The sequence below is a fragment of the Micromonospora sp. WMMB482 genome (genome assembly GCF_019038635.1).
GTDB lineage: Bacteria > Actinomycetota > Actinomycetes > Mycobacteriales > Micromonosporaceae > Micromonospora > Micromonospora marina.
On sequence record NZ_JAHOPD010000020.1, the window covers coordinates 1,620,621 to 1,643,889 of the forward strand.

Genomic DNA, 23,269 nt, shown 5'->3' on the forward strand with positions numbered 1-23,269 from the left:
TTTCCTTTCCTGTGGTCAGACCTGCCGGAGCTCGGCCGGGCCGGCCTCGATCCCAGCGGAGGCGAGTGTCGTCTCCAGGTCGTCCGGGGGGCGTGCGGGCAGCCGGAGTGTGAACGTCGAGCCCCCACCAAGAGTGCTCGACACGTCCACCCGGCCGCCATGGTTGCTGGCGATGTGCTTGACGATGGCCAGGCCCAGCCCGGTGCCGCCGGTCGCCCGGGAGCGGGCCTGGTCGGCCCGGTAGAAGCGCTCGAAGATCCGGTCGACCTCGTTGGGGGCGATGCCGATGCCCTGGTCGGTCACGGCGATCTCGACGTTCTCGTCGGTGCCGGTCACGTTCACCCGGACCGTGGTGTCCTCGGCGGAGTACGTGATCGCGTTCTCCACCAGGTTCGCCACCGCCGTGGCGAGCTGGGTGTCGCTGCCGTACACGGTCACGCCCCGCTGCCCGCCGACGGCGATCTCCACCCGGCGGGCGGTGGCGGCGGTACGGGTGCGGTCGACGACCTCGGCGAGCACCCAGTCCACCGAGACGGGTTCGGGGGCGGGCTGCGGTTCGGCTCCCTGGAGGCGGGTCAGTTCCAGCAGCTCCTGCACGAGGCGGCCGAGCCGGGTCGACTCGTGCTGGATCCGCTCGGCGAACCGCCGCGCGGCGACCAGGTCCTCGGACAGGTCGGGCGCGCCGTCGGCGGCCGGTTCGGTGGCGTCGACGAGCGCCTCGGCGAGCAGTTGCAGCGCGCCGATCGGCGTCTTCAGCTCGTGGCTGACGTTGGCGACGAAGTCCCGGCGTACCCGCGCGAGACGGTGCGACTCGGTGACGTCGACCGCCTCGATGGAGATGTAGCCGGAGCCAAGTCCCATCGCCCGCAGGTGCACGCCGAGCGGGTTGTCCCCGCTGCCGTCGCGGCCCCGGGGCAGGTCCAGCTCTATCTCGCGCCGCACGCCCGTGCGGCGGACCTGCCCGGCGAGGGTACGGATCAACGGATGCGCCGCGATCGACCCGGGCGTCGCCCCGGTACGGAGCAGACCCATCGCGCGGGCGGCCGGGTTCACCAGCACCGGCACGTCGTCCGGGCCGAGCACCACCACGCCGGCGCGCAGCGAGTCGATCGTCTTGCGGCCGAGCCCGGATAGGCCCCCCTGCTGGTCGTCCGGAATCGTCGTCCTCCCTGCGTCACGACGGAGGTCGCCGCCCCGCGACGCCCGGCGGCGCCGCCATTCGTCAACGGGTCCGGACAGCAGCGCCCCGGCGACCAGCCCGGTCACCAGCGCCCCGGCCACCACGATGGCCACCGCCCATTCCACCCGGCGATCGTAGGGTCATTGTTAACCCAGGGATCGGGCACAAGGGGACGAACCACTCTCGCTTTCGGCAAAGTTCACCTGCGGGCCCCGCGTCGTTCACCCGCGTTCACCCTGGTGCCGACCGTTCGGCCTAGCGTGGGGCGCGCACCTGCTCCTGCCGTACCCCAAGGGGGTGGCGGCCACCGACCCCAGGAAGTGACGATGCGCGACGAGTTCCGGGCCGACCTGCAGATTGTCAGCCAGCTGCTGGTGGACATGGCCGAGGCGGTACGCGCGGCCATGCGGCAGGCCACCAAGGCGCTGCTCACCGCCGACCGGACGGCCGCCGAGACGGTGATCGCGCGGGACGCCGAAATCGACGACCTCTACCGGCACGTGGAGGAGCGGGTCTGTGACCTGCTGGCCCGGCAGGCGCCGGTGGCCTCCGACCTGCGGGCGATGATCACCGCGTTGCACGTGGCCGCCGATCTGGAGCGGATGGGAGATCTGGCCGACCACGTGGCGAAGACGGCGCTGCGCCGCCACCCGTCCCCGGCAGTGCCGGCGGAGCTGCGGCCGGTCTTCACCGACATGGCGGGTATCGCCGACCGGATGGCCGAGAAGATCGGCTCGGTGCTGGCCAAGCCCGACGCCGCCGTGGCCGCCGAGCTGGACGGCGACGACGACGCGATGGACGACAGGCACAAGAGCCTGTTCGGCGTGCTGCTCGGCGACGACTGGCCGTACGGGGTGGAGACGGCGATCGACGCGACGCTGCTGGGCCGCTTCTACGAGCGTTTCGCCGACCACGCGGTGAACGCGGGCGAGCACGTGGTCTACCTGATCACCGGTTCCACGTCCGGCTGACCCCGTGTAAGGAAGGGCCCCTTCTTAACAGATCAGTGTTAAGAAGGGGCCCTTCCTCTACCGCAGACGTTAATAAGGGGCCCTTCCTTACACCCTCTCAGCGGCCCTGGTTGGCGACCGCTGCGGCGGCGTCCTTGGCCGCCTCCGGGTCCAGGTAGGTTCCGCCGAGCACCTGCGGACGCAGGTCGGCGTCCAGGTCGTAGCGCAGCGGGATGCCGGTGGGGATGTTCAGCTTGGCGATGGCCTCGTCGGAGATCTGGTCGAGGTGCTTGACCAGGGCGCGCAGCGAGTTGCCGTGCGCGGCCACCAGCACCGTCCGGCCGGCCAGGATGTCCGGCACGATCGAGTCGTACCAGTAGGGCAGCATCCGGTCGACGACGTCCTTCAGGCACTCGGTGCGGGGCATCAGCTCGGTCGGCAGCAGCGCGTACCGGGGGTCGCCGACCTGCGACCACTCGTCCGCGTCGTCGATCGGCGGCGGCGGCGTGTCGTACGACCGGCGCCAGAGCATGAACTGCTCCTCGCCGTACTCGTCGAGTGTCTGCTTCTTGTTCTTGCCCTGCAGGGCGCCGTAATGGCGCTCGTTGAGCCGCCACGACCGGCGCACCGCGATCCAGTGCCGGTCGGCGGCGTCGAGCGCCAACTCGGCGGTGCGGATCGCCCGGCGCAGCAGGCTCGTGTGCAGCACGTCCGGCAGCAGGCCGTGCTCGCGCAGCAGTTCGCCGCCGCGCCGCGCCTCGGTCTCCCCCTTGGCGGTCAGGTCGACGTCGACCCAGCCGGTGAACAGGTTCTTGGCGTTCCAGTCGCTCTCGCCGTGCCGCAGCAGGACCAGCGTCCCGACGGTGGGCCCCTCGCTCGCAGTCATGCCGATCATCCTGCCGTACGGCGCGGGCGGACACGCGGCGACCTGTGGTGACGACCACCACGTGGAAAACCTGATGACCGGGGCTCCGGCCCGGCACTAGGTTGTAAGGCGTTTCAAACAGGTCGGTCATTACCACACGGGGGCGTCGGTATGCGGACGGTGCGAGGCTGGTTCCAGGACACGGCGGGTGGCCTGCCACGGACGTTCTGGTACCTCTGGGCCGGCACGCTGATCAACCGCCTCGGTTCGTTCGTCCTGATCTTCCTCGCCATCTACCTCACCCAGGAACGCGGCTTCTCCGCCTCCCAGGCCGGTCTGGTGATCGGCCTCTGGGGCGCCGGCGGCGCGGTCGGCACCACCATCGGCGGCACCCTGACCGACCGCTGGGGACGGCGGCCCACGCTGCTCACCGCGCACGTCGGCGCGGCGGGCATGATGGTCGCGCTGGGCCTCGCCCGCCCGCTCTGGGCGGTCGCCGTGGGCGCGCTGCTGCTCGGCGCGTTCGCCGAGGCGGCTCGCCCTGCCTTCGGCGCGATGATGGTCGACGTGGTGCCGGACAAGGACCGGCTGCGCGCCTTCTCGCTGAACTACTGGGCCATCAACCTCGGCTTCGCCTGCGCCGCCGTGCTGGCCGGCTTCGCCGCCCAGGGCAGCTACCTGCTGCTGTTCCTGGTGAACGCGACCACCACACTGGTGACCGCGCTGATCATCTTCGCCAAGGTGGGCGAGACCCGCGGCCCGGTCACCGCGCTTCCGGCCAAGGGGATGCCGGCCCCGGCCGGCGCGCTGCGCACCATCCTCGCCGACCGGGTGTTCCTCGGCTTCGTCGCGCTCAACCTGCTCGCCGCGCTGGTGTTCCTCCAGCACATCTCGATGCTGCCGATCGCCATGGGCGACTCCGGGCTCAGCCCGGCCACGTACGGCTCGGTGATCGCGCTCAACGGCGTGCTCATCGTGGTCGGCCAGCTGTTCGTACCCCGGCTCATCAAGGGCCGCAGCCGTTCGCATGTGCTGGCGCTCGCGGCGCTGGTGATGGGCGCCGGGTTCGGGCTCACCGCGTTCGCCGACACGGTCTGGCTCTACGGCCTCACCGTGCTGATCTGGACCGTCGGGGAGATGCTCAACTCGCCGTCCAACGCCACCCTGATCGCGGAGCTGTCCCCGGCCGCGCTGCGCGGCCGCTACCAGGGCGTCTTCTCGCTGTCCTGGCAGCTCGCCGGCGCCGCCGCGCCGATCCTCGGCGGCCTGGTCCGCGAGCACGCCGGCAACAGCGCGCTCTGGCTCGGCTGCGCGGGTATCGGCGTCGTGGCGGCGGTCGCCCACCTGATCTCCGGCCCGGCCCGGGAGCGCCGCGCGGTCGTGCTGCGCGGGGTGGGCACGCCCGTCGCGCCGGTCACCGTCACCACCTCCCCGGCGCCCGAGGCGGCCGAGGCCGCGGCCACGGCACCCGCCGACCCGGTCCGGACCGGTTCCTGAGTACGCCCGGCGCAAGCGCCCCGAGGCGGGTGGATACGGTACGGAGAAGAATCGGTAAGGAAACCTTCCTGGAGGACGGGTGCGCGGCCTGCGGCGCTGGTGGGACGACACGGCCGGCGGACTGCCCGCCACGTTCTGGTACCTCTGGTCCGGCCTGCTGATCAACCGGGCCGGCGCGTTCGCGCTGCTGTTCCTGTCGCTCTACCTGACCGCCGCCCGGGGCGCCCCGCCGTCGCTGGCCGGGCTGGTGGTCGGCGCGTACGGGCTCGGCGGCGCGGCCGGCACGCTGCTCGGCGGCGTCCTGGCCGACCGGTGGGGACGGCGGGCCACGCTGCTCGCCGCCCACCTCGTCGCCGCCGGGCTGATGGCGGCGCTGGCGTTCACCACGCACCTGGCGGTGATCGCCGCACTCGCCACACTGGTCGGGGTGGCGCACTCGATGCCCAGCCCGGCGTTCGTGGCCGCCATCGTGGACGTGGTGCCCGAGGCGCGCCGTTCCCGCGCGTTCAACCTCCAGTTCTGGGCGTTCAACCTGGGCATGGCGGTGGCGTCGCTGCTGGCCGGCGTCCTCGCCGAGGCGAGCTTCACGGCGCTGTTCCTGGTCGACGCCGCAGCCACGCTGGCGGCGGCGGTGGTGATCGCGCTGAAGGTGCCGGAGACGCTCACCCGGCGGCCCGCGCTCACCCCCCGGGCGGTGGCAGGACGCCGTGCCGGGCTGCACACCGCGCTGACCGACCGCACGTTCCTGGTGTTCGTCGGGCTGACGTTCCTGCTGGCCGTGCTGACCATGCAGACCTCCACGATCATGCCGCTGGCGATGCGCGAGGACGGTCTGCGCCCGTCGGCGTACGGGCTGGTGGTGGCGCTCGGCGGGGCGCTCATCGTGGCCGGGCAGTTGTTCGTGCCCCGGCTCATCGAGCCGTACCGCAAGTCGAGCGTGCTGGCCGTCTCCACCGGCCTGATGGCGCTCGGCTTCGGCGCGCTCACGGTGGCCGACGGGCTGCCGCTCTACCTCGGCGCGGCGGTGGTCTGGACGGTCGGGCAGATGCTCGCCGCGCCGCCGAACGCACAGATCAACGCGGACCTCGCGCCGCCCGAACTGCGCGCCCGCTACCAGTCGGTGTTCTACCTGACGTTCCCCGCCGCGTCGTTCGTGGCGCCGGCGCTCGGCGGGCTCAGCCTGGAGCACCTGGGCGAGCGGCACTGGCTGGTGGTGGGCACGCTCGGCCTGCTGGCCGCCGCCGGGCACCTGCTCGCCGGGCCGCGCCGGGAGCGCCGGGTCGCCGCGCTGCGGGCGGCGGTGGCGGAACCGGTCGGGTCCGCCCGCTGAGAGGGCGGAAGACAACGGCAGAGCGCCCACCCCGACCCCCGTCGAGATGGGCGCTCTGACCGTACGCCCGGCGGCGGCGGGCGACACTCACCCCCGTAAGCGTCGCCCGCTCGCGCCGCCGGTTCCACGGGCGGCACCGTCCCCCAACGGCGTGATCCACCCGATCTTCGCATCTCGCCTGCGCGGATCTGATCGATCCACCGCTCCCCCGAACGGAAACAAGCGTGACGCGGTGCAATAAAGTTAGTTCGCCCGGATTCCGGATTCAACCCAGATCGCTGTCTCGCCCGTCACAGCGCCCGTGTCGGAGTTCCGGCTGCCCGTGCTGTGGTCCCTGGGATGGCAAACACGGGGTTCCCGGGGTCCATTCCCGTAAACCTCAGCCGTCCTCGCGATTCGGGTTCTCGGTCCGGAAGAAGTTGCTCTGCCGGCCGTCCCGCATCTGCTCCTGGTAGATCAGGTTCAGCCGCCGCAGGTCGAACGTGCGGAACCAGTCGTCCCAGGTGATCTCGCGGAGCCGGCTGCTCTCCCGGTACCCGGGCATGTTGAAGGTGAGCACTCCGGGCCGGTCGCCGCGCTCGGTACCCGCGATGGTGGCGGGTTTCGCGCCCCGCGCCCGCGCCCAGCGCTGGATCACCTCGTGGTTACGGGTGACCAGGCTCCGGCCCGGACGCTCCGGCCGGTCCGCGAGCGACGTGATGAGCTGCGACGATCCGATCGACCGGCTGGACGCCGGGCCACGGGTCGGCGCCGCCTGCGCCCGGGCGGACGACGCCTTCCGGGCCGGCGCCGCCTTGGCCCTCGACGGGGCCGCCTTGGCGCGCGAAGGTGCCGCCTTCGCGCGGGACGGGGCGGCCTTCGCGCGGGCCGTCGCCGCCCGCGACGAGGTCGCCTTCGCCCGAGCCGGAGCAGCCTTCGCCCGAGCCGGGGTCGCCTTCGCGCGGGACGAGGTCGCCTTCGCGCGGGCGGGTGCCGCCTTGCGCGTACCCGCCGCCTTGGCCCTGGCGCCGGTGGCGCGTGCGGCCGGCGCGGCCTTGGCCGGCGACGTGGTGCTCCGGCGGGCCGACGTGGTCCGCTTCGCCGCAGTGGTCTTCTTGGCGGCGGTGCTCTTGCGGGTCGCCGACGGCCGTCCGGCCGGGCCGGTGCTCCGCCGGGCGGCGCCGCCCTCCCCGCGTATGGTCCGCGCCAGGGCCTTCACCAGTTCCGGCTTCCGCAGCGCGGAGATCCCGGAGACCCCGCGCCGCTTGAGCTGGCTGCGGATGTCGTCGACCTTCATCCGGGAGATCTCCGACTCCGACACCTTCGGGGTGTTCGGCGTCTGGTTGCCGGGTTGCCGCTTGGTCCGGGTCGCAGTCGTGCCGCGACCTGAGCTGTTGCGCTGAGCCATGGGACACGCTCCTCGACAGTCCGTCCTCGGCCCGCGGTGGGTCCCAGTGCTCCGCACCGCGCGGGGCGGCATACCCGTCAGGAGGGCTCCGAACCTCCGGCGGACGATCCGGCAGCGGCGGAGGGCTCGAAGAGGTGCGCGAACGCGGCCAGGTTCGCGGTCGACTCGCCGCGCTTGACCCGCCACTCCCACTCCCGGCGGATGGCGGTGCCGAAGCCGATCTCCAGCATGCTGTCGAACGACTCGTCGGCGTACGTCAGCACGGAACCGAGCAGCCGGTCCAGCTCGTCGGCGTCGACCCCGGCCAGGTTGACCCGCCCGGTCAGGTAGACGTCGCCGACGGAGTCGATGGAGAACGAGACGCCGTACATGCGGGCGTTGCGCTGGAGCAGCCAGGCCCACAACTCCTCGCGGCGCTCGTCGGGCTGGCGCATCACGAACGCCTCGACCCGCAGCGCGTGCTCACCCACGATCAGGTTGCAGATCGTCTTGAGCTTGTGCGTGCCGGGCAGCGTCACCGCGTACGACGCCTCGCCGGTGGACTCCCACTCCAGCTCACGCTCCGCGCAGACGGACTCGATCAGCGTGGCGACCTCACTCGTGCGGCTCATCGCACCCACTCTACGACCGGCGTACCGGGGCCGCCCGGTGGCGGATCACCACGAGCACAGCAGGGCCGCGTCGCCGCACCGACGCGCCAGCCGGGCCCGGTGCTCGGTGATCGCCTCCCCGTAGACCGCGAGCAGGCCGGAGGCGGTGCGGTGCCAGGAGAAGTCCCGGGCGTGCCGCTCGGCGCCCCGGCCCAGCGCGGCACGGCGTGCCCGGTCGGGCAGCAGCCGGGCCAGCGCGCGCGCCCAGTCGACCGGGTCGTGCCCGTCGATGAGCACGCCGCTGACGCCGTCACGTACCGCCGTCACCAGGCCGCCCACGGCGGCGGCCAGCACCGGCGTGCCGCACGCCTGGGCCTCCAGCGCGACCAGCCCGAACGACTCGTTGTGCGACGGCACCGCGACCAGGTCGGCGGCGCGGTAGAGGGCGGGCAGGTCCGCGCCGGTCTGCGGCGGGAGGAAACGCACCCGGTCGGCGATGCCGAGCGCGTGCGCGAGCTCGATCAGCGCGGTGGGCCGGTCCAGGCCGGTGCCGCTCGGCCCGCCGCAGATCACCACGGTCAGCTCGTCGGCCAGCGCCGGATCCCGTTCGCGCAGCGCGGCGGCGGCCCGGACCAGCACGTCCGGCGCCTTCAGCGGCTGGATCCGGCCGACGAACGCGACCACGTACCCGTCGGTCGGCAGGCCGAGCCGGCCGCGCGCGGCCCGGGTCGCGGCGTCCCGGTCGCCCGCGGCGGGACGGAACCGGTCCAGGTCGACGCCGGGCTCCACCACCGCCACCCGGTCGGGCTCGGCCGCGTACCGGTCGAGCAGGTCGCGGGCCTCGACCCGGGTGTTGGCGACCAGCCGGTCCGCCTCGGTGACCACCTGCTCCTCACCGATCACCCGCGCCTTCGGCTCGGGACGGTCCCCGGCGGCGAGGCGGGCGTTCTTGACCTTGGCAAGCGTGTGCGCGGTGTGCACCAGCGGTACGCCCCAGCGCTCCTTGGCCAGCCAGCCGACCTGCCCGGAGAGCCAGTAGTGCGAGTGGATCAGGTCGTAGTGGCCGGGCGGACGGGCCGCCTCGGCACGCAGCACCCCGGCGGTGAAGGCGCAGAGCTGACCGGGGAGTTCCTCCTTGGTCAGCCCCTCGAGCGGCCCGGCGGTGACGTGCCGGACGGACACGCCGGGCGCCACCTCGACCACCGGGGGCAGGTCACCGGCGGTGGCCCGGGTGAAGATCTCCACCTCGACGTCGGCCTCGGCCAGCCGCCGGGCCACCTCCAGGATGTAGACGTTCATGCCGCCCGCGTCGCCCGTGCCGGGCTGGTGCAGCGGCGACGTGTGCACCGACAGGGTGGCGATACGGCGGGGCCGGGGCCACGGAAGGGCACCTCGCTGACGACCGACACCGGTGTGCAAATCCGCCACGTCCGCTCCCTCTGTCACGGTTGATGCCGTCCCGCACGACCGGCGCTTCTCGGTCAACCCGTGTGCCGGATGTCATCTTCCCCATCGGAGTACGGAAATGCTTTTCGCCGGGTCCCGGGCGTGACGGACCTCATCCCGCCGCCCAGCCCGGCGGCGGGGGACAATGACCGGATGAGTTCAGTCGCCATCGTCACCGGGGCGTCCAGCGGGATCGGCGCGGCCACCGCCCGCCGGCTCGCCGCCGAGGGATTCCACGTGTTGGCCGCCGCCCGGCGTACCGACCGGCTGGCCGCGCTGGTCGCCCAGATCGAGGCGGCCGGCGGCGCGGCGACGGCGGTGGCCTGCGACGTGACCTCGGACGAGTCGGTCGCCGGCCTGGCCGCCGCCGCCGAGGCCGCGCCCGGGCCGGTCACGCTGCTGGTGAACAACGCCGGCGGCGCCCGCGGCCTCGACCCGGTCGAGACGGCCGACGTGGGCGACTGGCAGTGGATGTACGACGTCAACGTGCTCGGCACGCTGCGCGTCACCAAGGCGCTGCTCCCGGCCCTGGAGCGCTCCGGCGCCGGCACGATCGTGATCGTCAGCTCCACCGCCGGACACGTGGTCTACGAGGGCGGCGGCGGCTACACGGCTGCCAAGCACGCCCAGACCGCGACCGCCGGCACGCTGCGGCTCGAACTGTGCGGCCGCCCGGTCCGGGTGATCGAGATCGACCCCGGCATGGTGCGGACCGAGGAGTTCGGCCTGGTCCGCTTCGGCGGTGACGCCGACCGCGCCGAGGCGGTCTACGCCGGAGTCGCCGAACCGCTCGTCGCCGACGACGTGGCCGACTGTGTCGCCTGGTGCGCGACCCGCCCGCACCACGTCAACATCGACCAGCTCGTGGTCCGCCCGCTGGCCCAGGCCGCGCAGCACAAGGTGCACCGGACGTCCTAATGGAGCGTCCGCTCGGCGTGGCCACCCGGGGCACCACGAACCCCAACCGGCTCCGGCGGGTGGACAACTGGATCGTCGAGACCTGCGGCGACGCGCTGCGCGCCGCCGCCGACCCGCTCGTGGTGGACCTCGGCTACGGCGCCACCCCGGTCACCCCGGTCGAACTGCGGGCCCGTCTCGCGGCCGGGGTCCGCGCCGACGTGCGGGTGGTCGGCCTGGAGATCGATCCGGTACGCGTCGCCGCCGCCCTGCCCGCCGCCGACCCACCCGGGCTGACGTTCGCCCGGGGCGGCTTCGAACTGGCCGGGCTGCGCCCCGCGCTGGTGCGGGCGTTCAACGTGCTCCGCCAGTACGACGAGAGCGAGGTGGCCGACGCCTGGCGTACCGTCACCGGGCGTCTCGCGCCGGGCGGGCTGCTGGTCGAGGGCACCTGCGACGAGCTGGGGCGACTCGGCTCCTGGGTGCTGGCGGACGCCACCGGCCCGCGCACGCTCACCCTGTCGGCGAAGCTGACCACGCTGGAGAGCCCGGCGACGATCGCCGAGCGGCTGCCGAAGGCGCTGATCCACCGCAACGTGCCGGGTGAACGCGTCCACGGCCTGATCGACGCGCTGGAACACGCGTGGCGCTCCGCCGCCGGCTACGCACCGTTCGGCCCGCGGCAGCGCTGGTTGCGAACGGTCGAGGCGGTGAAGGAGTCAGGCTGGCCGATCCAGGACACCCCCCGCACCTGGCGCCACGGCTACCTGACCCTCCCCTGGCCCGCCATAGGCCCCCGCTGACCCACCCCACCCCCGCCCCCGCCCCCGCCCCCGCCCCCGCACCCGCACCCGCACCCGCACCCGCACCCGCCGATCTTGGAGTTATGGCGCCTCGAATGACCGTTTAGTCCGACTTACCAGGTGCCACAACTCCAAGATCGCCGAAAACGGACGGAGATCTCGTTGAGCACTTCTCGTCGATCTTGCGGGTGCTGCCCCCGCAAAGCGCGTGAGTCGGACATTCTCGGGGACGAAAGTGCAAGATCGGCGGGGCGAGGGGGGCGAGGGGCGGGGGGCGGGGGGCGAGGATGGTGAGGGCGGGTCAGATGGTGCAGTTGATGAGGACTGGTTCGGGGTGCAGGGTCACGCCGAAGCGGGACTGCACGCCGTCGCGGATCTCGCGGGCCAGCGCCACCAGCGCGGCCGTACTGGCGGCGCCGGAACGGTTCGTGAGCGCGAGCGTGTGCTTGCTGGAGATGGCGACGCCCTCCGGGCCGGCGTACCCCTTGCCGAACCCGGCCTTGTCGATCAGCCACGCGGCGCTGACCTTCACCGTCCCGTCGGCACCCGGCCAGTGCGGCGGCTCCCCCAGGTCGGCGGCGCGTTCCCGCACCTGCTCGAACACCTCGCCCGGCAGCACCGGGTTGGTGAAGAACGAACCCACCGACCAGGTGTCCGGGTCGGCGGCGTCGAGCACCATGCCCTTGCCGGCGCGCAGCTTGCGCACCGTGGCGCGGGCGTCGGCGAGCGGCACCCGGTCACCGACCTCGACCCCGAGCGCCCGGGCCAGCTCGGCGTAGCGGACCGGGCCGGAGCGCGGGGACCGGGTGAGCCGGAAGTCGACGGTGAGTACCACCCAGCGGTCGCTGTACTTGAAGATGCTGCCCCGGTAGACGAACCCGCAGTCGGCCGCGGCGATCCGCACCACCTCGCGGCGGGTACGGTCGTACGCCTCGACGGCGACGATCGTCTCGGCGACCTCCTGGCCGTACGCGCCGACGTTCTGGATCGGGGTGGCGCCGGCCGAGCCGGGGATGCCGGAGAGGCACTCCAGCCCGGACCAGCCGCGCTCGACGGTGGCGGCGACGAGGTCGTCCCACGGCTCGCCGGCTTCGACACGTACCGTGACGGTGTCGCCGTCCTCGGCGACGACCCGGAACCCCCGGGAGCGCACGAGCACGACGGTGCCGGGGAAGCCCTGATCGCCGATCACGACGTTGCTGCCGCCCGCCAGCACCAGCACGGCCTGCTCCCGGGCTTCCGCTTCCTGCACTTTTAGTACGATCTGGGCGGCGTCGTCGGCGATCTCCAGCCGCCCGGCGGGGCCACCGAGCCGGAGCGTGGTGTAGCGCGCCAGGGTGGCCGGATCGGTCGGGTCACCGGCAGTAGCCGGTTCGGCGTAGACGTCTGACACGCCTTTCACCCTAGGCTGAGGGGTAGCCGGAGCACCCACTGGTGGCCCGGTCACCCCCGGGAGGATGGCGATGAGCAGACTGCACCACACGAAGGACTTCTGGATCGGCGCGCTGCGCACGGAGGGCCCCGCCTTCGCCGCGGCGGTGGCGGAGGCGCCGCCCGAGACACCCGTGCTGTCCTGTCCCGGCTGGACCGTCACCGACCTCGCTCATCACCTGACCCGCGCGTACGCCTGGGCGGGCACCGTGCTGACCGCGGGCATCGCGACCCGCCCGGAGCGGCACGACCCGGAGCCGCCCGCGGGCCTGACCGCGGCGCAGTGGTACACGCAGGAGTACGAGCGGATCAGCGCGCTGCTGGAGGCGACGGATCCGGAGGCGCCGGCCTGGAACTTCGCGCCGCAGCCGAAGAAGGCGGTCTTCTGGCCGCGCCGGTTGGCGCATGAGACGGCTGTGCACCGCTGGGACGCCCAGCTCGCGATCGGCGCGGGTGATCCGATCGAGGCGAAGCTCGCGGCCGACGGGGTGAGCGAGGTGCTGGACACCTGGCTGCCGGCGGGGCGGCGGATGCATCCGGGGCAGTGGCGCGGCGTGGTGCAGCTGAACGCGACCGATGCCGCCCAGGAGTGGTACCTGCGGTTGCGGGGCGAGGGGGTCGCGCTGCTGGACACCGCGACGATCCTCGACCACGACGACCACCACGCGCGGGCGCAGGTGGCCGGCACGGCGAGCGATCTGCTGCTGGCGTTGATGGGCCGGATCAGCTTCGACGCGCTGGACGTGGCGGGCGACCGTTCCCTGCTGGGCGGCCTGCGGGTCGGCTGAGGAGGGGCACCGGACGGAGAGGGGCGGTCGTCGCCCCTCTCCTTCTTTTCGGACACCTCTGAGAGCGCTCTCTTGACAAGGTCCACGACCCTCCACCACGCTGTCGTGAGAGCGCTCTCTTAGTTCCGGAACCGTCTTCCACCACCCGTTTCGACGACCCGAGAGGTCAGGACAGCATGCTCACCTTCACGCGCCGCCGCCTGGCGGCGGTTGCAGTGGTCGCCGCCACCGCGCTGCTCGGCACCACCGCCTGTGGCGGCGGCGACGATGCCGCCGCCGACGGGCCGATCACGCTCACCGTCGACGTCTTCGGCCAGTTCGGTTACGCCGATCTCTACCAGGAGTACATGGCCGCCAACCCCGGCGTGAAGATCGTCGAGCGCGGCACCGGCGGCAACCTCGACGAGTACTCCCCGAAGCTCACCCAGTGGCTCGCCGCGGGCAAGGGCGCCGGTGACGTGGTCGCCATCGAGGAGGGCCTGCTCGTCGAGTACAAGGCCAACCCGCAGAACTTCGTCAACCTGCTGGACCACGGCGCGGCCGACCTGAAGGGCAACTTCCTCGACTGGAAGTGGAACCAGGGGCTCACCGCCGACGGCAAGCAGCTCATCGGCCTCGGCACGGACGTCGGCGGCATGGCGATGTGCTACCGCAAGGACCTGTTCGCCAAGGCCGGCCTGCCCACCGACCGGGAGGCGGTGTCCAAGCTCTGGCCCACCTGGCAGGACTACATCAAGGTCGGCGAACAGTTCACCGCGAAGAAGACGGGTGCGTCGTTTCTGGACGCCGCGACGAACACGTTCAACACGATCCTGCTCCAGACCGCCGGCAACAGCAGCGGCTACAGCTACTACGACACCGGCAACAACCTGGTCGTGGGCAGCAACCCGGCGGTGAAGCAGGCGTACGACACCACGATGGACATCATCGACTCGGGGCTGTCCGGCAAGTACGGCTCCTGGTCCGAGGAGTGGGTGTCGGCGTTCAAGCAGTCGAAGTTCGCCACCATCGCCTGCCCGGCCTGGATGACCGGCGTGATCGAGGGCAACGCCGGCGCCGCCGCCAAGGGCAAGTGGGACATCGCGCAGGTTCCCGGCAACGGCGGCAACTGGGGCGGCTCGTTCCTCGCCGTGCCGAAGCAGAGCAAGCACCAGGCCGAGGCGATCGAGCTGGCCAAGTTCCTGACCAGCGCCAAGGGTCAGATCGGCGCGTTCAAGGCGAAGGGCCCGCTGCCCTCGTCCCCGCAGGCGCTGGAGGATCCGGCGATCATCGACTCGAAGAACGCCTACTTCTCCGAGGCGCCGGTCGGCAAGATCTTCGCCGAGGGCGCCAAGAGCCTGAAGCCGGTCTACATGGGACCGAAGAACCAGGCCGTACGCACCGAGGTCGAGAACGCCGTCCGCAGCGTGGAACTGGGCAAGCGCTCCCCGGAGCAGGGCTGGACCGACGCGGTCGCCAACGCCGAGAAGGCCGCCGCCAAGTAACCCGAGCAGCGCGTGCGGGCGGCCTCCCGGCCACGGGGGCCGCCCGCACGGCGGAAAGGAGTCCCGGGTCATGGCCGTCCAGCTCGACGCCCGCCCGCCGGTCGCACCGGCACCCCGCCCTGCCCGTCCCGGCCTGGGCAACCGGCTCAGCCGGATCGACACCAAGTACTCGCCGTACCTCTTCATCGCCCCGTTCTTCCTGCTGTTTGGCGTCTTCGGGGCGTACCCGCTGGCGTACACGTTCTGGGTCTCGCTGCACGACTGGGATCTGCTCGGCGCCGAGCACCCGTTCATCGGCTTCGACAACTACACCCAGCTGCTCGCCGACCCGGACTTCTGGCACTCGGTGGTCAACACGCTGGGCATCTTCGTGATCTCCACGGTGCCCCAGCTGCTCGCCGCACTCTGGCTGGCCAACCTGCTCAACCGGCAGCTCCGTGCCCGTACCACCTGGCGGATGGCGGTGCTGATCCCGAACGTCACCTCGACCGCCGCCGTGGCGATCGTCTTCGCGGTGCTGTTCGGGCGCGACTTCGGCATGATCAACTGGCTGCTCGACCACGTCGGGATCAACGCGATCGACTGGAAGGCGAACCGGTTCGCCGCCTGGGTCGCCATCTCCACCATGGTCGACTGGCGCTGGACCGGCTACAACGCGCTGATCTTCCTGGCCGCCATGCAGGCCATCCCCCGCGACCTGTACGAGTCGTCGGCGATCGACGGCGCCGGCCGGGCCCGGCAGTTCTGGTCCATCACGGTGCCGCTGCTCAAGCCGACGATCATCTTCGCGGTCATCATCTCCACCATCGGCGGCCTGCAGCTCTTCACCGAGCCGCGGATGTTCAACTCCGGCACCAACGCGATCCGCGGCGGACCGCTGCGAGAGTCGCAGACGGTGACCATGTACATGTTCGAGAACGCCTTCGCGCCGCACTACAACTTCGGCTACGGCTCGGCCGTCGCCTGGCTGCTGTTCGCGCTCATCGCGGTGGTCGCGGCGATAAACGTCCTGCTCCTGCGCCCGCTCGGCGGCGGCTCCCGCAAGGAGGTCTCCCGATGACCCGCCTCTGGTCGGCAAGCCGGCTCACCTACCTGGCGCTGACGCTCTCGGCCGTTCTGTCGATCTTCCCGATCTACTGGATGTTCGTGGTGGCCAGCCGCACCAGCGACACGATGGGCCAGGTCCCGCCGCCGCTCACCCCCGGTGGCAACCTCGGCGCCAACATCGCCCGGCTGTTCGACAACACCGACGCGTACTTCCTGACCGGCCTGATCAACTCGGCCATCGTGGCCACCACTGTCACGATCTCGGTGGTGTTCTTCTCCACCCTGGCCGGGTTCGCGTTCGCCAAGCTGCGCTTCCGCGGGCGCAACGCGCTGCTGCTGGTCATCGTCGCCACCATGATGGTCCCCACCCAGCTCGGCGTGATCCCGCTCTACCTGCTGATGACGAAGCTGAACTGGAACGACCGGCTGCCCGCCGTGATCGTGCCGGCGCTGGTCACCGGCTTCGGCGTGTTCATGATGCGCCAGTACGCGGGCCAGGCGGTGAGCACCGAGCTGATCGAGGCGGCCCGGATGGACGGCTGCAACACCGCGCGGATCTACTGGAACGTGGTGCTGCCCGCGCTGCGCCCGGCCGCCGCCGTCCTCGGCCTGCTCACGTTCATGACCACCTGGAACGACTTCCTGTGGCCGTACGCGGTGCTGAACGACCCGGAGAACCCGACGGTGCAGCTGTCGCTGCGGGCCCTCTCCGACGGGTACTACCAGGACATGTCGCAGGTGTTCACCGGCACGGCCATCGCCACGCTGCCGCTGCTGCTGGTGTTCGTCGTCTTCGGCCGCCAGATCATCGGCGGCATCATGGAAGGTGCGGTCAAGGCATGAGCAACGTCCGATTCCCGGAGGGCTTCGTCTGGGGCGGGGCCACCGCCGCGTACCAGATCGAGGGCGCCGCCCGCGAGGACGGTCGCGGCCCGTCGATCTGGGACACCTTCAGCCGTACGCCCGGCGCGGTGTTCGCCGGACACACCGGCGACGTGGCCTGCGACCACTACCACCGGTACGCGGAGGACGTCGCGCTGATGGCGGAGCTGGGACTGCGGGCGTACCGGTTCTCGGTGTCCTGGCCCCGGGTGCGGCCGGACGGGACCGGGCCGGTCGAGCCGCGCGGCCTGGACTTCTACGACCGGCTGACCGACGCGCTGCTGGCCGCCGGCATCGACCCGATCGTCACGCTCTACCACTGGGACCTGCCGCAGGCGCTGGAGGACCGGGGCGGGTGGACGGTCCGGGAGACCGCCGAGCACTTCGCCGAGTACGCGCTCGCCGTGCACGGCCGCCTCGGCGACCGGGTGCGCACCTGGACCACGCTCAACGAGCCGTGGTGCTCGGCCTACCTCGGGTACGGCTCCGGCGTGCACGCGCCGGGGCGCCGTGACTCCGGTGACGCGTTCCGGGCCGTACACCATCTGCTGCTCGGCCACGGCCTGGCGGCGCGGGCGTTGCGCGCGGCCGGCGCACAGACGCTCGGGATCACGCTCAACCTGGCCGACGTGCAGCCGGCGGACCCGGGCAGCACCGCCGATGCCGAGGCGGTCCGGCTGGTCGACGGCCTGCACAACCGGATCTTCCTGGACCCGCTGACTGGCGGCGGCTACCCGGCGGACGTGCTGGCCCACGTCAGCCGGATCGTCACGCCCGACTTCGTCCGGAACGGGGACGAGAAGCTGATCGCCGCGCCGCTGGACCTGCTCGGCCTGAACTACTACGCGCCCACCTACGTGGCCGGGCGCGCAGGCGGCGCCGGAGGCGACGCGTACCCGGGGACCGCCGGGACCGTCGAGTTCCTGCCGCCGGCCGGGCCGCTGACCGACATGGGCTGGTCGATCGAGCCGGCCGGGCTGACCCGGCTGCTGGAACGCGTGGCGGCCGACCACCCCGGGCTGCCGCTGATGATCACCGAGAACGGCGGGGCGTTCCCGGACACCGGCCTCGACGAGCAGGGCGGAGTGGCCGACGCCGACCGGGTCGCGTACCTCGACGGGCACCTGCGCGCGGCGCACGAAGCCATCGCCCGCGGCGTGGACCTGCGCGGTTATCTCGTATGGTCGGTGCTGGACAACTTCGAATGGGCCGAGGGTTACCGGAAGCGGTTCGGGATCGTCCACGTCGACTACCTGACCCAGCGGCGCACACCAAAGCGCAGTGCCCGCTGGTACCAGGAGGTGATCGCCCGGAACGGGCTGTGACGAGGTGGTGGTAACGGGGATGACGACGGCACAGCGACCGACCCTGGAGGCGGTGGCCCGGCTGGCCGGCGTGTCCCGGGCCACCGTCTCCCGGGTGGTGAACGGCTCGACCACGGTCGCCGAGCCGATCCGGCAGGCGGTACGCCGGGCGGTCGAGGAACTCGGGTACGTCCCGAACCTCGCCGCCCGCAGCCTGGTCACCCAGCGGACCGACTCGGTCGCGCTGGTGCTGCCCGAGGCGGCCACCCGGGTGTTCTCCGACGACCAGGTGTTCCCGGGCATCATCCGGGGCGCGGCACAGGAGCTGGAGGCGGCCGACAAGCAGCTCGTGCTGATGCTCGCCGGTTCACCGGCCGGGCACGAACGGGTCGAGCGGTACACCACCGGCCGGCACGTCGACGGCGTGCTGTTCGCCTCGCTGCACGGCGAGGACCCGCTGCCCGGCCGGCTGGCCCGGCTCGGCATCCCGGTGGTGTGCAGCGGACGGCCGCTCGACGGCGCCGACGTGCCGTACGTGGACGTCGACCACACCGGGGGCGTGAGCACGGCGGTCCGGCACCTGATCGCCGGCGGACGGCGGCGCATCGCCACCATCGCCGGCCCGCAGGACATGGTCGCCGGGATCGAGCGGCTGATCGGCTACCGCAGCGTGATCGCCGACGCCGGGCTGCCGGAGCTGGTCGCGTACGGCGACTTCACCCGGGAGTCCGGCACCGCCGCGATGCGCGAGCTGCTCGCCGCCGACCCGGACCTGGACGCCGTGTTCGCCGCCTCCGACCTGATGGCGCACGCCGCCCTGCGGACGCTGCGGGAGGCCGGGCGGCGGGTGCCCGAGGACGTGGCGGTGATCGGGTTCGACGACATCGAGACGGCCGCGTACACCGAACCGCCGCTGACCACGGTGCGGCAGCCGATAGTGGAGCTGGGCCGGTCGATGACCCGGCAACTGCTGCGCATCGCGGCGGGCGAGGAGGTCGAGCAGGCGCTGGTGCTGCCCACGGAGCTGGTGCGGCGCGAGTCCGCGTAAGGAAGGGCCCCCTCTTAACGCCTCAGGTAGAGGAGGGGGCCCCTGTTAACAGCCCGCCGCGCGACACCCGCCGCGCGTTAACCGGTCGCGGCGCGGGCGGCGGCGGGGCTAGGGTCCGCCGAATGAGTGGAGCCGTGATCCGTCCCGCCCGTGCCGAGGACGCGCCCGCCGTGGTGACGTTGCGCGCGCTCGTCTACCCGTACCTGGTGCGGGGCGTCGAGTCGACCCGCCGCATGATCGCCGAACCGCCGCCCGGCGAGGACTGGGCGGCCTGGGTCGCCGAGGCGGACGGGCAGGTGGTGGGCTGGGTGTCGGCGTACCGCAACACGCAGACGTCCACCCCCGGCGTGGGCGAGATCGCCACGCTGCACGTACACCCGGAGCATCGCGGCCGGGGCACCGGCACCGCGCTGTTCGACACCGCGCTCGGTCACCTGCGGACGCTCGGGACCACCCGGGTGCTCACCCACGCGCGGACCGAGTCGCTGCCGTTCGCGCAGCGGCACGGCTTCGAGCCCAGCCGGGAGGTGCGCTATTCGGCGCTCGACCTGAGCACGCCCCTGCCGATGCCGCAGCCGCCGCCGGGCGTACGGCTGGTGTCCGCCGCCGGGCTCGACCCGCGTCTGGTGCACCGCGTCGACGCCGAGTCGTCCCGCGACGAGCCGGGCGACGTGCCGACGGACTCGCTCGGCTTCGACCTGTGGCGGCACGAGTGCTGGGACAATCCCGGGCTGGACCGGGAGGCGAGCACGCTCGCCGAGGTGGACGGCGACCTGGTCGCGCTGAGCCTGGTGAAGCGCGACGGCGACCGGATGTGGTCGGACTTCACCGGCACGCTGCCCGCGTACCGGGGGCGAGGGCTGGCCCGGCTGGCCAAGCAGGCCGCGTTGCACGCCGCCGCGGCGCGCGGGGTACGGACCGCGTACACCTCGAACGACGAGGCGAACGCGCCGATGCTGGCGGTGAACGAGCGGCTCGGCTACCGGCCGGTGGACAGCCAGTGGTCCCTCCGGCGCAAGCTCAGCTGAGTCCGGCGGCCACCCGCACCGCGGTGGCGTACGTGTCGGCGCCGAACAGCACCAGCCGCGCCTCGGTGACGTGCTCCGGGGTGGCCGCGTGCAGCACGGTGAGCGCCTGCGCAACCGCGTCCTCGACCGGCCAGCCGTAGATCCCGGCGGAGATCAGCGGGAACGCGATCCGGGTCGCGCCCAGCCCGTCGGCGACACGCAGGCTGTTGGCGTAGCAGTCGCGCAGCAGCGCCGAGTGGTCCTCGCGCGGCGAGAAGACCGGGCCGACCGTGTGCACCACCCAGCGGGCCGGCAGATCACCGGCGGTAGTGGCGACGGCCTGGCCGGTGGGCAGCCCGCGCCCGTACCGGGAGGCGCGCAGCGCCCGGCACTCCGCCAGGATCGCCGGGCCGCCGCGCCGGTGGATCGCGCCGTCCACTCCGCCGCCGCCGAGCAGCGACGAGTTGGCGGCGTTGACTATCGCGTCGACCTGCTGCGCGGTGATGTCCCCCTCGATCAGGACGATGTCCAACTCAGCTCTCCTCGATCGGCTGGCCCAGCGACCGGCGGGCCAGCAGCGCGGCCCCGGCGACGGCGGCCGGCATGACCAGCACCGCGCCGAGCGGGATCAGGAAGCACAGGAAGACCGCCACCCCGAAGCCGAGCGCCGCCGGCCGGTCGGTCCGCAGCCGCGCCCGCCGGTCCGGCAGCCGCATCCCCCGCCGGTAGAACGGCGCGCCGACCAGCTCCAGCGCCAGGAACCAGCCACCCACTCCGGCGCCGACCACCGGCACCACCGTCTGTCCCACCACCGGGATGAAACCGGCGGCGAACAGGGGTACGCCGATCAGCGCGGACAGGGCCACCAGGCGCAGCGAGTCGGCGAGGCTGCGCCGCAGCGAGGACCAGAACGGCACGTCCACCGCCCCCGGCGTGCCGCCGAGGCGGTCCTCGACCCGCTCGGAGATCGCCTCGTAGAACGGGTCACCGATGACCAGCGTGACGGCGGTGAACGTGAGCACCCCGACCAGCCCGGCGACCCCGACAACCGCGAGTCCGGCGGCGACCCGCAGCAGGTCGCGCCAGGGCGACGACCAGTCGTCGGCGAACGGGGTGAGCCACCCCGCCAGGTCGTCCACGAAGTAGATCAGCGTGGCGAACAGCGCCACGTAGAGCGCGCCGGTGATCAGCGCCGGGATCACGCCGAGCAGCATCAGTTTCGGGCTGCGGACGTACATGCCGAAGCCGCGCAGCAGCAGCCCGGCGCCGCCGAGGAAGCGGGTAGCCGCGCCGGTGACGGGCGCGACGGTACGGGAGGCGTTCACGACGGCACAGCCTAGTGGGCTCGCGCACAAACCCAGCCTGTTAGGAGGGGCCCCCTCCAATCCGTATGCGTTAACAAGGGGCCCTTCCTTACACAATGGGGGTGTGCGTGCGTCCCGGCTGATCTCGCTTGTGCTGCTGCTCCAGTCCCGGGAGACGATGACCGCCGCCGAGCTGGCCCGCGAGCTCGAGGTGTCCGAGCGGACCGTCTACCGGGACGTGCTGGCGCTCTCCGCCGCCGGTGTCCCGGTGTACGCGGACCGGGGCCGGGCCGGCGGCTACCGGCTGCTCGGCGGCTACCGGACCCGGCTGACCGGGTTGAGCCGGGACGAGGCCGAGGCGCTGTTCCTGGCCGGGCTGCCCGGACCGGCCGGTGACATGGGACTGGCCGACTCGGTGGCGGCCGCCGAGCTGAAGGTGCTCGCCGCGCTGCCGCCGAGCCTGCGGGACGCGCCCGCGCGTACCGGGCAGCGGTTCCACCTGGACGTGCCCGGCTGGTTCCGGGAGACCGCGCCGCCGCCGGCCCTCACCGAGCTGGCCCGGGCGGTCTGGTCGGACCGGATGGTGGAGCTGCGCTACCGGCGCGGGGACCGGGAGGTGACCCGCACGCTGTCGCCGTACGGGCTGGTGCTGAAGAACGGGGTCTGGTACCTCGTCGGCCGGGTCGGCGACGGCTGGCGGACGTACCGGGTGGACCGGGTGGCAGCGGTCGAGGTGGGCGCCGACGGCTTCGACCGGTACGAGGACTTCGACCTCGGGGCGTACTGGCGGGAGCAGGCCGGCGCGTTCCTGCGTGAGCTGCTGCGGGAGCGGGTGACGGTACGGCTCGGCCCGGCCGGGTTGCGGGCGCTGCGGCACCTGGTGGACGCGCCGTTCGTCTACACCGAGGCGGTGGACGCGGCCGGGCCGCCGGACGAGCAGGGCCGGCTGGTGCTGCGGCTGCCGGTCGAGTCGGTCGACGTCGCGTACAGCCAGTTGCTGGCGCTCGGCCCGGAGGTGGAGGTGCTGGCGCCGCCGCAGCTGCGGGCGCGCTTCGCCGAGGCGGCCCGCCGCGCGGCGGCGCTCTACACCGATCCGCCGTCCGGCGGTCAGCGGTAGCCGTCGGGGTCGGCCGGCTTACCCGGCTTGACCACCTCCTCGTAGTAGCGGGCCCAGTGCGGGCGGCTGCCGTCGACGTCGGTGAAGCCGTACACCTGGGCCAGGCCGCCGCTGTCGAGAGACTGCCCGTTCCAGCGGGCCCGGTCCGGGTCGGCGGCCAGGGCGGCCACCGCGCGCCCGACGAGTGCCGGTGTCTCCGACATGACGAAGTGCGGCTCGGTCTTGGCGGCGTCGCGCCAGGTGGCCTCGGTGACGCCGTAGTGTTCGAGCATCGCCTCCGAGCGCAGCCAGCCGGGCGTGAGCGAGACGGCTGTGCAGCCGTACGGGGCCAGCTCGTGCCCCTGACTGAAGCCGAGCCGGTTCACCGAGACCTTGGCCAGGTCGTAGAAGACCGACAGGCGGTACTCGCCGTCGTTGTGCTCCTTGGTGCCGTCGCCGACCTCGACGACCAGGCCGCCGGGGTTGCGGATCAGCAGCGGCAACGCGAAGTGGCTGGTGATGATGTGCGTGTCGACCGCCAGTCGCAGCATGCGGAAACCGGCATCGAGCGGCTGCTCCCAGACCGGCTTCTCCCAGGTGATCAACGGATCGCCACCCCAGACGTCGTTCACCAGCACGTCGAGGCGGCCCTGCTCGGCGTCGATCCGCTCGACCAGGCCGCGTACCTGCTCGGGGTCGAGGTGGTCGACGGCGACGCCGATTCCGGTGCCCCCGGCGGCGGTGACCAGCTCGGCGGTCTCCTCGATGGTCTCCGGCCGGTCCATCTCGGAGCGGCGCTCGCGGGTGGTGCGGCCGGTGGCGTAGACGGTGGCTCCGGCGGCGCCGAGCTGCACGGCGATCTGCCGGCCGGCGCCCCGGGTCGCGCCCGCGACGAGCGCGACAGTTCCGGTCAGTGGTGAGTTCATGGGATCA

22 protein-coding genes are annotated in these 23,269 nt (G+C 72.6%); 13 read left to right on the forward strand and 9 right to left on the reverse strand.

The genetic code is table 11. The annotated features are described in order from the left end of the window. Window positions 1-15 precede the first annotated feature (15 nt). Entirely contained in the window at window positions 16-1,305 is a 1,290-nt protein-coding gene (locus KSK32_RS08485) for a sensor histidine kinase (protein WP_374226698.1), read from the reverse strand. Between the two features lie 201 nt (window positions 1,306-1,506). On the opposite strand from KSK32_RS08485, the gene phoU reads away from it, so the two are divergent. Then, window positions 1,507-2,151: a phosphate signaling complex protein PhoU gene (gene phoU / locus KSK32_RS08490; RefSeq protein ID WP_091051671.1), complete on the forward strand. Its 645-nt coding sequence runs from the start codon at window positions 1,507-1,509 to the stop codon at window positions 2,149-2,151. Between the two features lie 97 nt (window positions 2,152-2,248). On the opposite strand, the gene KSK32_RS08495 is transcribed toward phoU, so the two are convergent. Next, on the reverse strand, window positions 2,249-3,016 hold the full coding sequence (locus KSK32_RS08495) for a phosphoglyceromutase (protein ID WP_216930107.1): 768 nt from the start codon (window positions 3,014-3,016) through the stop codon (window positions 2,249-2,251). A 150-nt stretch (window positions 3,017-3,166) separates the two neighbouring features. Here KSK32_RS08495 and KSK32_RS08500 point away from each other — a divergent pair, with 150 nt between their 5' ends. Both KSK32_RS08500 and KSK32_RS08505 read left to right on the forward strand, forming a co-directional pair. Continuing rightward, window positions 3,167-4,492, forward strand: a complete 1,326-nt coding sequence (locus KSK32_RS08500) for an MFS transporter (RefSeq protein ID WP_216930115.1) — start codon at window positions 3,167-3,169, stop codon at window positions 4,490-4,492. Window positions 4,493-4,571: 79 nt separating this feature from the next. Next, window positions 4,572-5,822: an MFS transporter gene (locus KSK32_RS08505; RefSeq protein WP_216930123.1), complete on the forward strand. Its 1,251-nt coding sequence runs from the start codon at window positions 4,572-4,574 to the stop codon at window positions 5,820-5,822. Between the two features lie 379 nt (window positions 5,823-6,201). On the opposite strand, the gene KSK32_RS08510 is transcribed toward KSK32_RS08505, so the two are convergent. From KSK32_RS08510 to mshA, 3 genes are all read right to left on the reverse strand, one after another. Next, window positions 6,202-7,098, reverse strand: a complete 897-nt coding sequence (locus tag KSK32_RS08510; protein ID WP_254187694.1) for a hypothetical protein — start codon at window positions 7,096-7,098, stop codon at window positions 6,202-6,204. A 188-nt stretch (window positions 7,099-7,286) separates the two neighbouring features. After that, complete coding sequence (locus KSK32_RS08515) at window positions 7,287-7,820, reverse strand: YbjN domain-containing protein (RefSeq protein ID WP_216930128.1); 534 nt, start codon at window positions 7,818-7,820, stop codon at window positions 7,287-7,289. A 45-nt stretch (window positions 7,821-7,865) separates the two neighbouring features. After that, the gene (gene mshA / locus KSK32_RS08520) at window positions 7,866-9,227 is read right to left on the reverse strand and encodes a D-inositol-3-phosphate glycosyltransferase (protein WP_216930130.1); all 1,362 of its coding nucleotides are present in this window, start codon (window positions 9,225-9,227) and stop codon (window positions 7,866-7,868) included. 171 nt (window positions 9,228-9,398) lie between these two features. Here mshA and KSK32_RS08525 point away from each other — a divergent pair, with 171 nt between their 5' ends. Continuing rightward, entirely contained in the window at window positions 9,399-10,163 is a 765-nt protein-coding gene (locus tag KSK32_RS08525) for an SDR family NAD(P)-dependent oxidoreductase (RefSeq protein ID WP_216930132.1), read from the forward strand. Beyond that, on the forward strand, window positions 10,163-10,945 hold the full coding sequence (locus tag KSK32_RS08530) for a class I SAM-dependent methyltransferase (protein ID WP_216930134.1): 783 nt from the start codon (window positions 10,163-10,165) through the stop codon (window positions 10,943-10,945). The genes KSK32_RS08525 and KSK32_RS08530 overlap by 1 nt, the downstream gene beginning before the upstream one ends. A 301-nt stretch (window positions 10,946-11,246) precedes the next feature. Here KSK32_RS08530 and KSK32_RS08535 read toward each other — a convergent pair whose 3' ends face one another. Then, a complete protein-coding gene (locus KSK32_RS08535) occupies window positions 11,247-12,338 on the reverse strand; it encodes a UDP-N-acetylmuramate dehydrogenase (RefSeq protein WP_216930136.1) in 1,092 nt (363 codons plus the stop codon). Between the two features lie 70 nt (window positions 12,339-12,408). On the opposite strand from KSK32_RS08535, the gene KSK32_RS08540 reads away from it, so the two are divergent. The 7 genes from KSK32_RS08540 (at window position 12,409) to KSK32_RS08570 (ending at window position 19,957) form a co-directional block, all read left to right on the forward strand. Beyond that, complete coding sequence (locus KSK32_RS08540) at window positions 12,409-13,164, forward strand: maleylpyruvate isomerase family mycothiol-dependent enzyme (protein WP_216930138.1); 756 nt, start codon at window positions 12,409-12,411, stop codon at window positions 13,162-13,164. A 176-nt stretch (window positions 13,165-13,340) separates the two neighbouring features. Continuing rightward, window positions 13,341-14,648: an extracellular solute-binding protein gene (locus tag KSK32_RS08545; RefSeq protein WP_216930140.1), complete on the forward strand. Its 1,308-nt coding sequence runs from the start codon at window positions 13,341-13,343 to the stop codon at window positions 14,646-14,648. Window positions 14,649-14,718: 70 nt separating this feature from the next. Further along, a complete protein-coding gene (locus KSK32_RS08550; RefSeq protein WP_216930142.1) occupies window positions 14,719-15,708 on the forward strand; it encodes a carbohydrate ABC transporter permease in 990 nt (329 codons plus the stop codon). Further along, on the forward strand, window positions 15,705-16,538 hold the full coding sequence (locus KSK32_RS08555; protein WP_121683310.1) for a carbohydrate ABC transporter permease: 834 nt from the start codon (window positions 15,705-15,707) through the stop codon (window positions 16,536-16,538). Before KSK32_RS08550 ends, KSK32_RS08555 begins: the two co-directional genes overlap by 4 nt. Continuing rightward, window positions 16,535-17,902: a GH1 family beta-glucosidase gene (locus KSK32_RS08560; RefSeq protein ID WP_216930144.1), complete on the forward strand. Its 1,368-nt coding sequence runs from the start codon at window positions 16,535-16,537 to the stop codon at window positions 17,900-17,902. The genes KSK32_RS08555 and KSK32_RS08560 overlap by 4 nt, the downstream gene beginning before the upstream one ends. A 19-nt stretch (window positions 17,903-17,921) precedes the next feature. Beyond that, entirely contained in the window at window positions 17,922-18,929 is a 1,008-nt protein-coding gene (locus tag KSK32_RS08565) for a LacI family DNA-binding transcriptional regulator (protein WP_216930146.1), read from the forward strand. A 122-nt stretch (window positions 18,930-19,051) separates the two neighbouring features. Further along, window positions 19,052-19,957, forward strand: a complete 906-nt coding sequence (locus tag KSK32_RS08570; RefSeq protein ID WP_216930148.1) for a GNAT family N-acetyltransferase — start codon at window positions 19,052-19,054, stop codon at window positions 19,955-19,957. Here KSK32_RS08570 and KSK32_RS08575 read toward each other — a convergent pair. Both KSK32_RS08575 and KSK32_RS08580 read right to left on the reverse strand, forming a co-directional pair. After that, the gene (locus tag KSK32_RS08575; RefSeq protein WP_216930151.1) at window positions 19,950-20,468 is read right to left on the reverse strand and encodes an O-acetyl-ADP-ribose deacetylase; all 519 of its coding nucleotides are present in this window, start codon (window positions 20,466-20,468) and stop codon (window positions 19,950-19,952) included. The genes KSK32_RS08570 and KSK32_RS08575 overlap by 8 nt on opposite strands. A 1-nt stretch (window position 20,469) precedes the next feature. Continuing rightward, a complete protein-coding gene (locus KSK32_RS08580; protein ID WP_216930153.1) occupies window positions 20,470-21,261 on the reverse strand; it encodes an EI24 domain-containing protein in 792 nt (263 codons plus the stop codon). A 103-nt stretch (window positions 21,262-21,364) separates the two neighbouring features. Here KSK32_RS08580 and KSK32_RS08585 point away from each other — a divergent pair, with 103 nt between their 5' ends. Then, window positions 21,365-22,357 carry a YafY family protein gene (locus KSK32_RS08585; RefSeq protein ID WP_216930154.1) on the forward strand — a complete coding sequence of 331 codons (993 nt, stop codon included), beginning with the start codon at window positions 21,365-21,367 and terminating at the stop codon, window positions 22,355-22,357. On the opposite strand, the gene KSK32_RS08590 is transcribed toward KSK32_RS08585, so the two are convergent. Beyond that, window positions 22,348-23,262, reverse strand: coding sequence for an SDR family oxidoreductase (locus tag KSK32_RS08590; RefSeq protein ID WP_216930156.1), 915 nt, complete (start codon window positions 23,260-23,262; stop codon window positions 22,348-22,350). The genes KSK32_RS08585 and KSK32_RS08590 overlap by 10 nt on opposite strands. Between the last annotated feature and the right edge of the window lie 7 nt (window positions 23,263-23,269).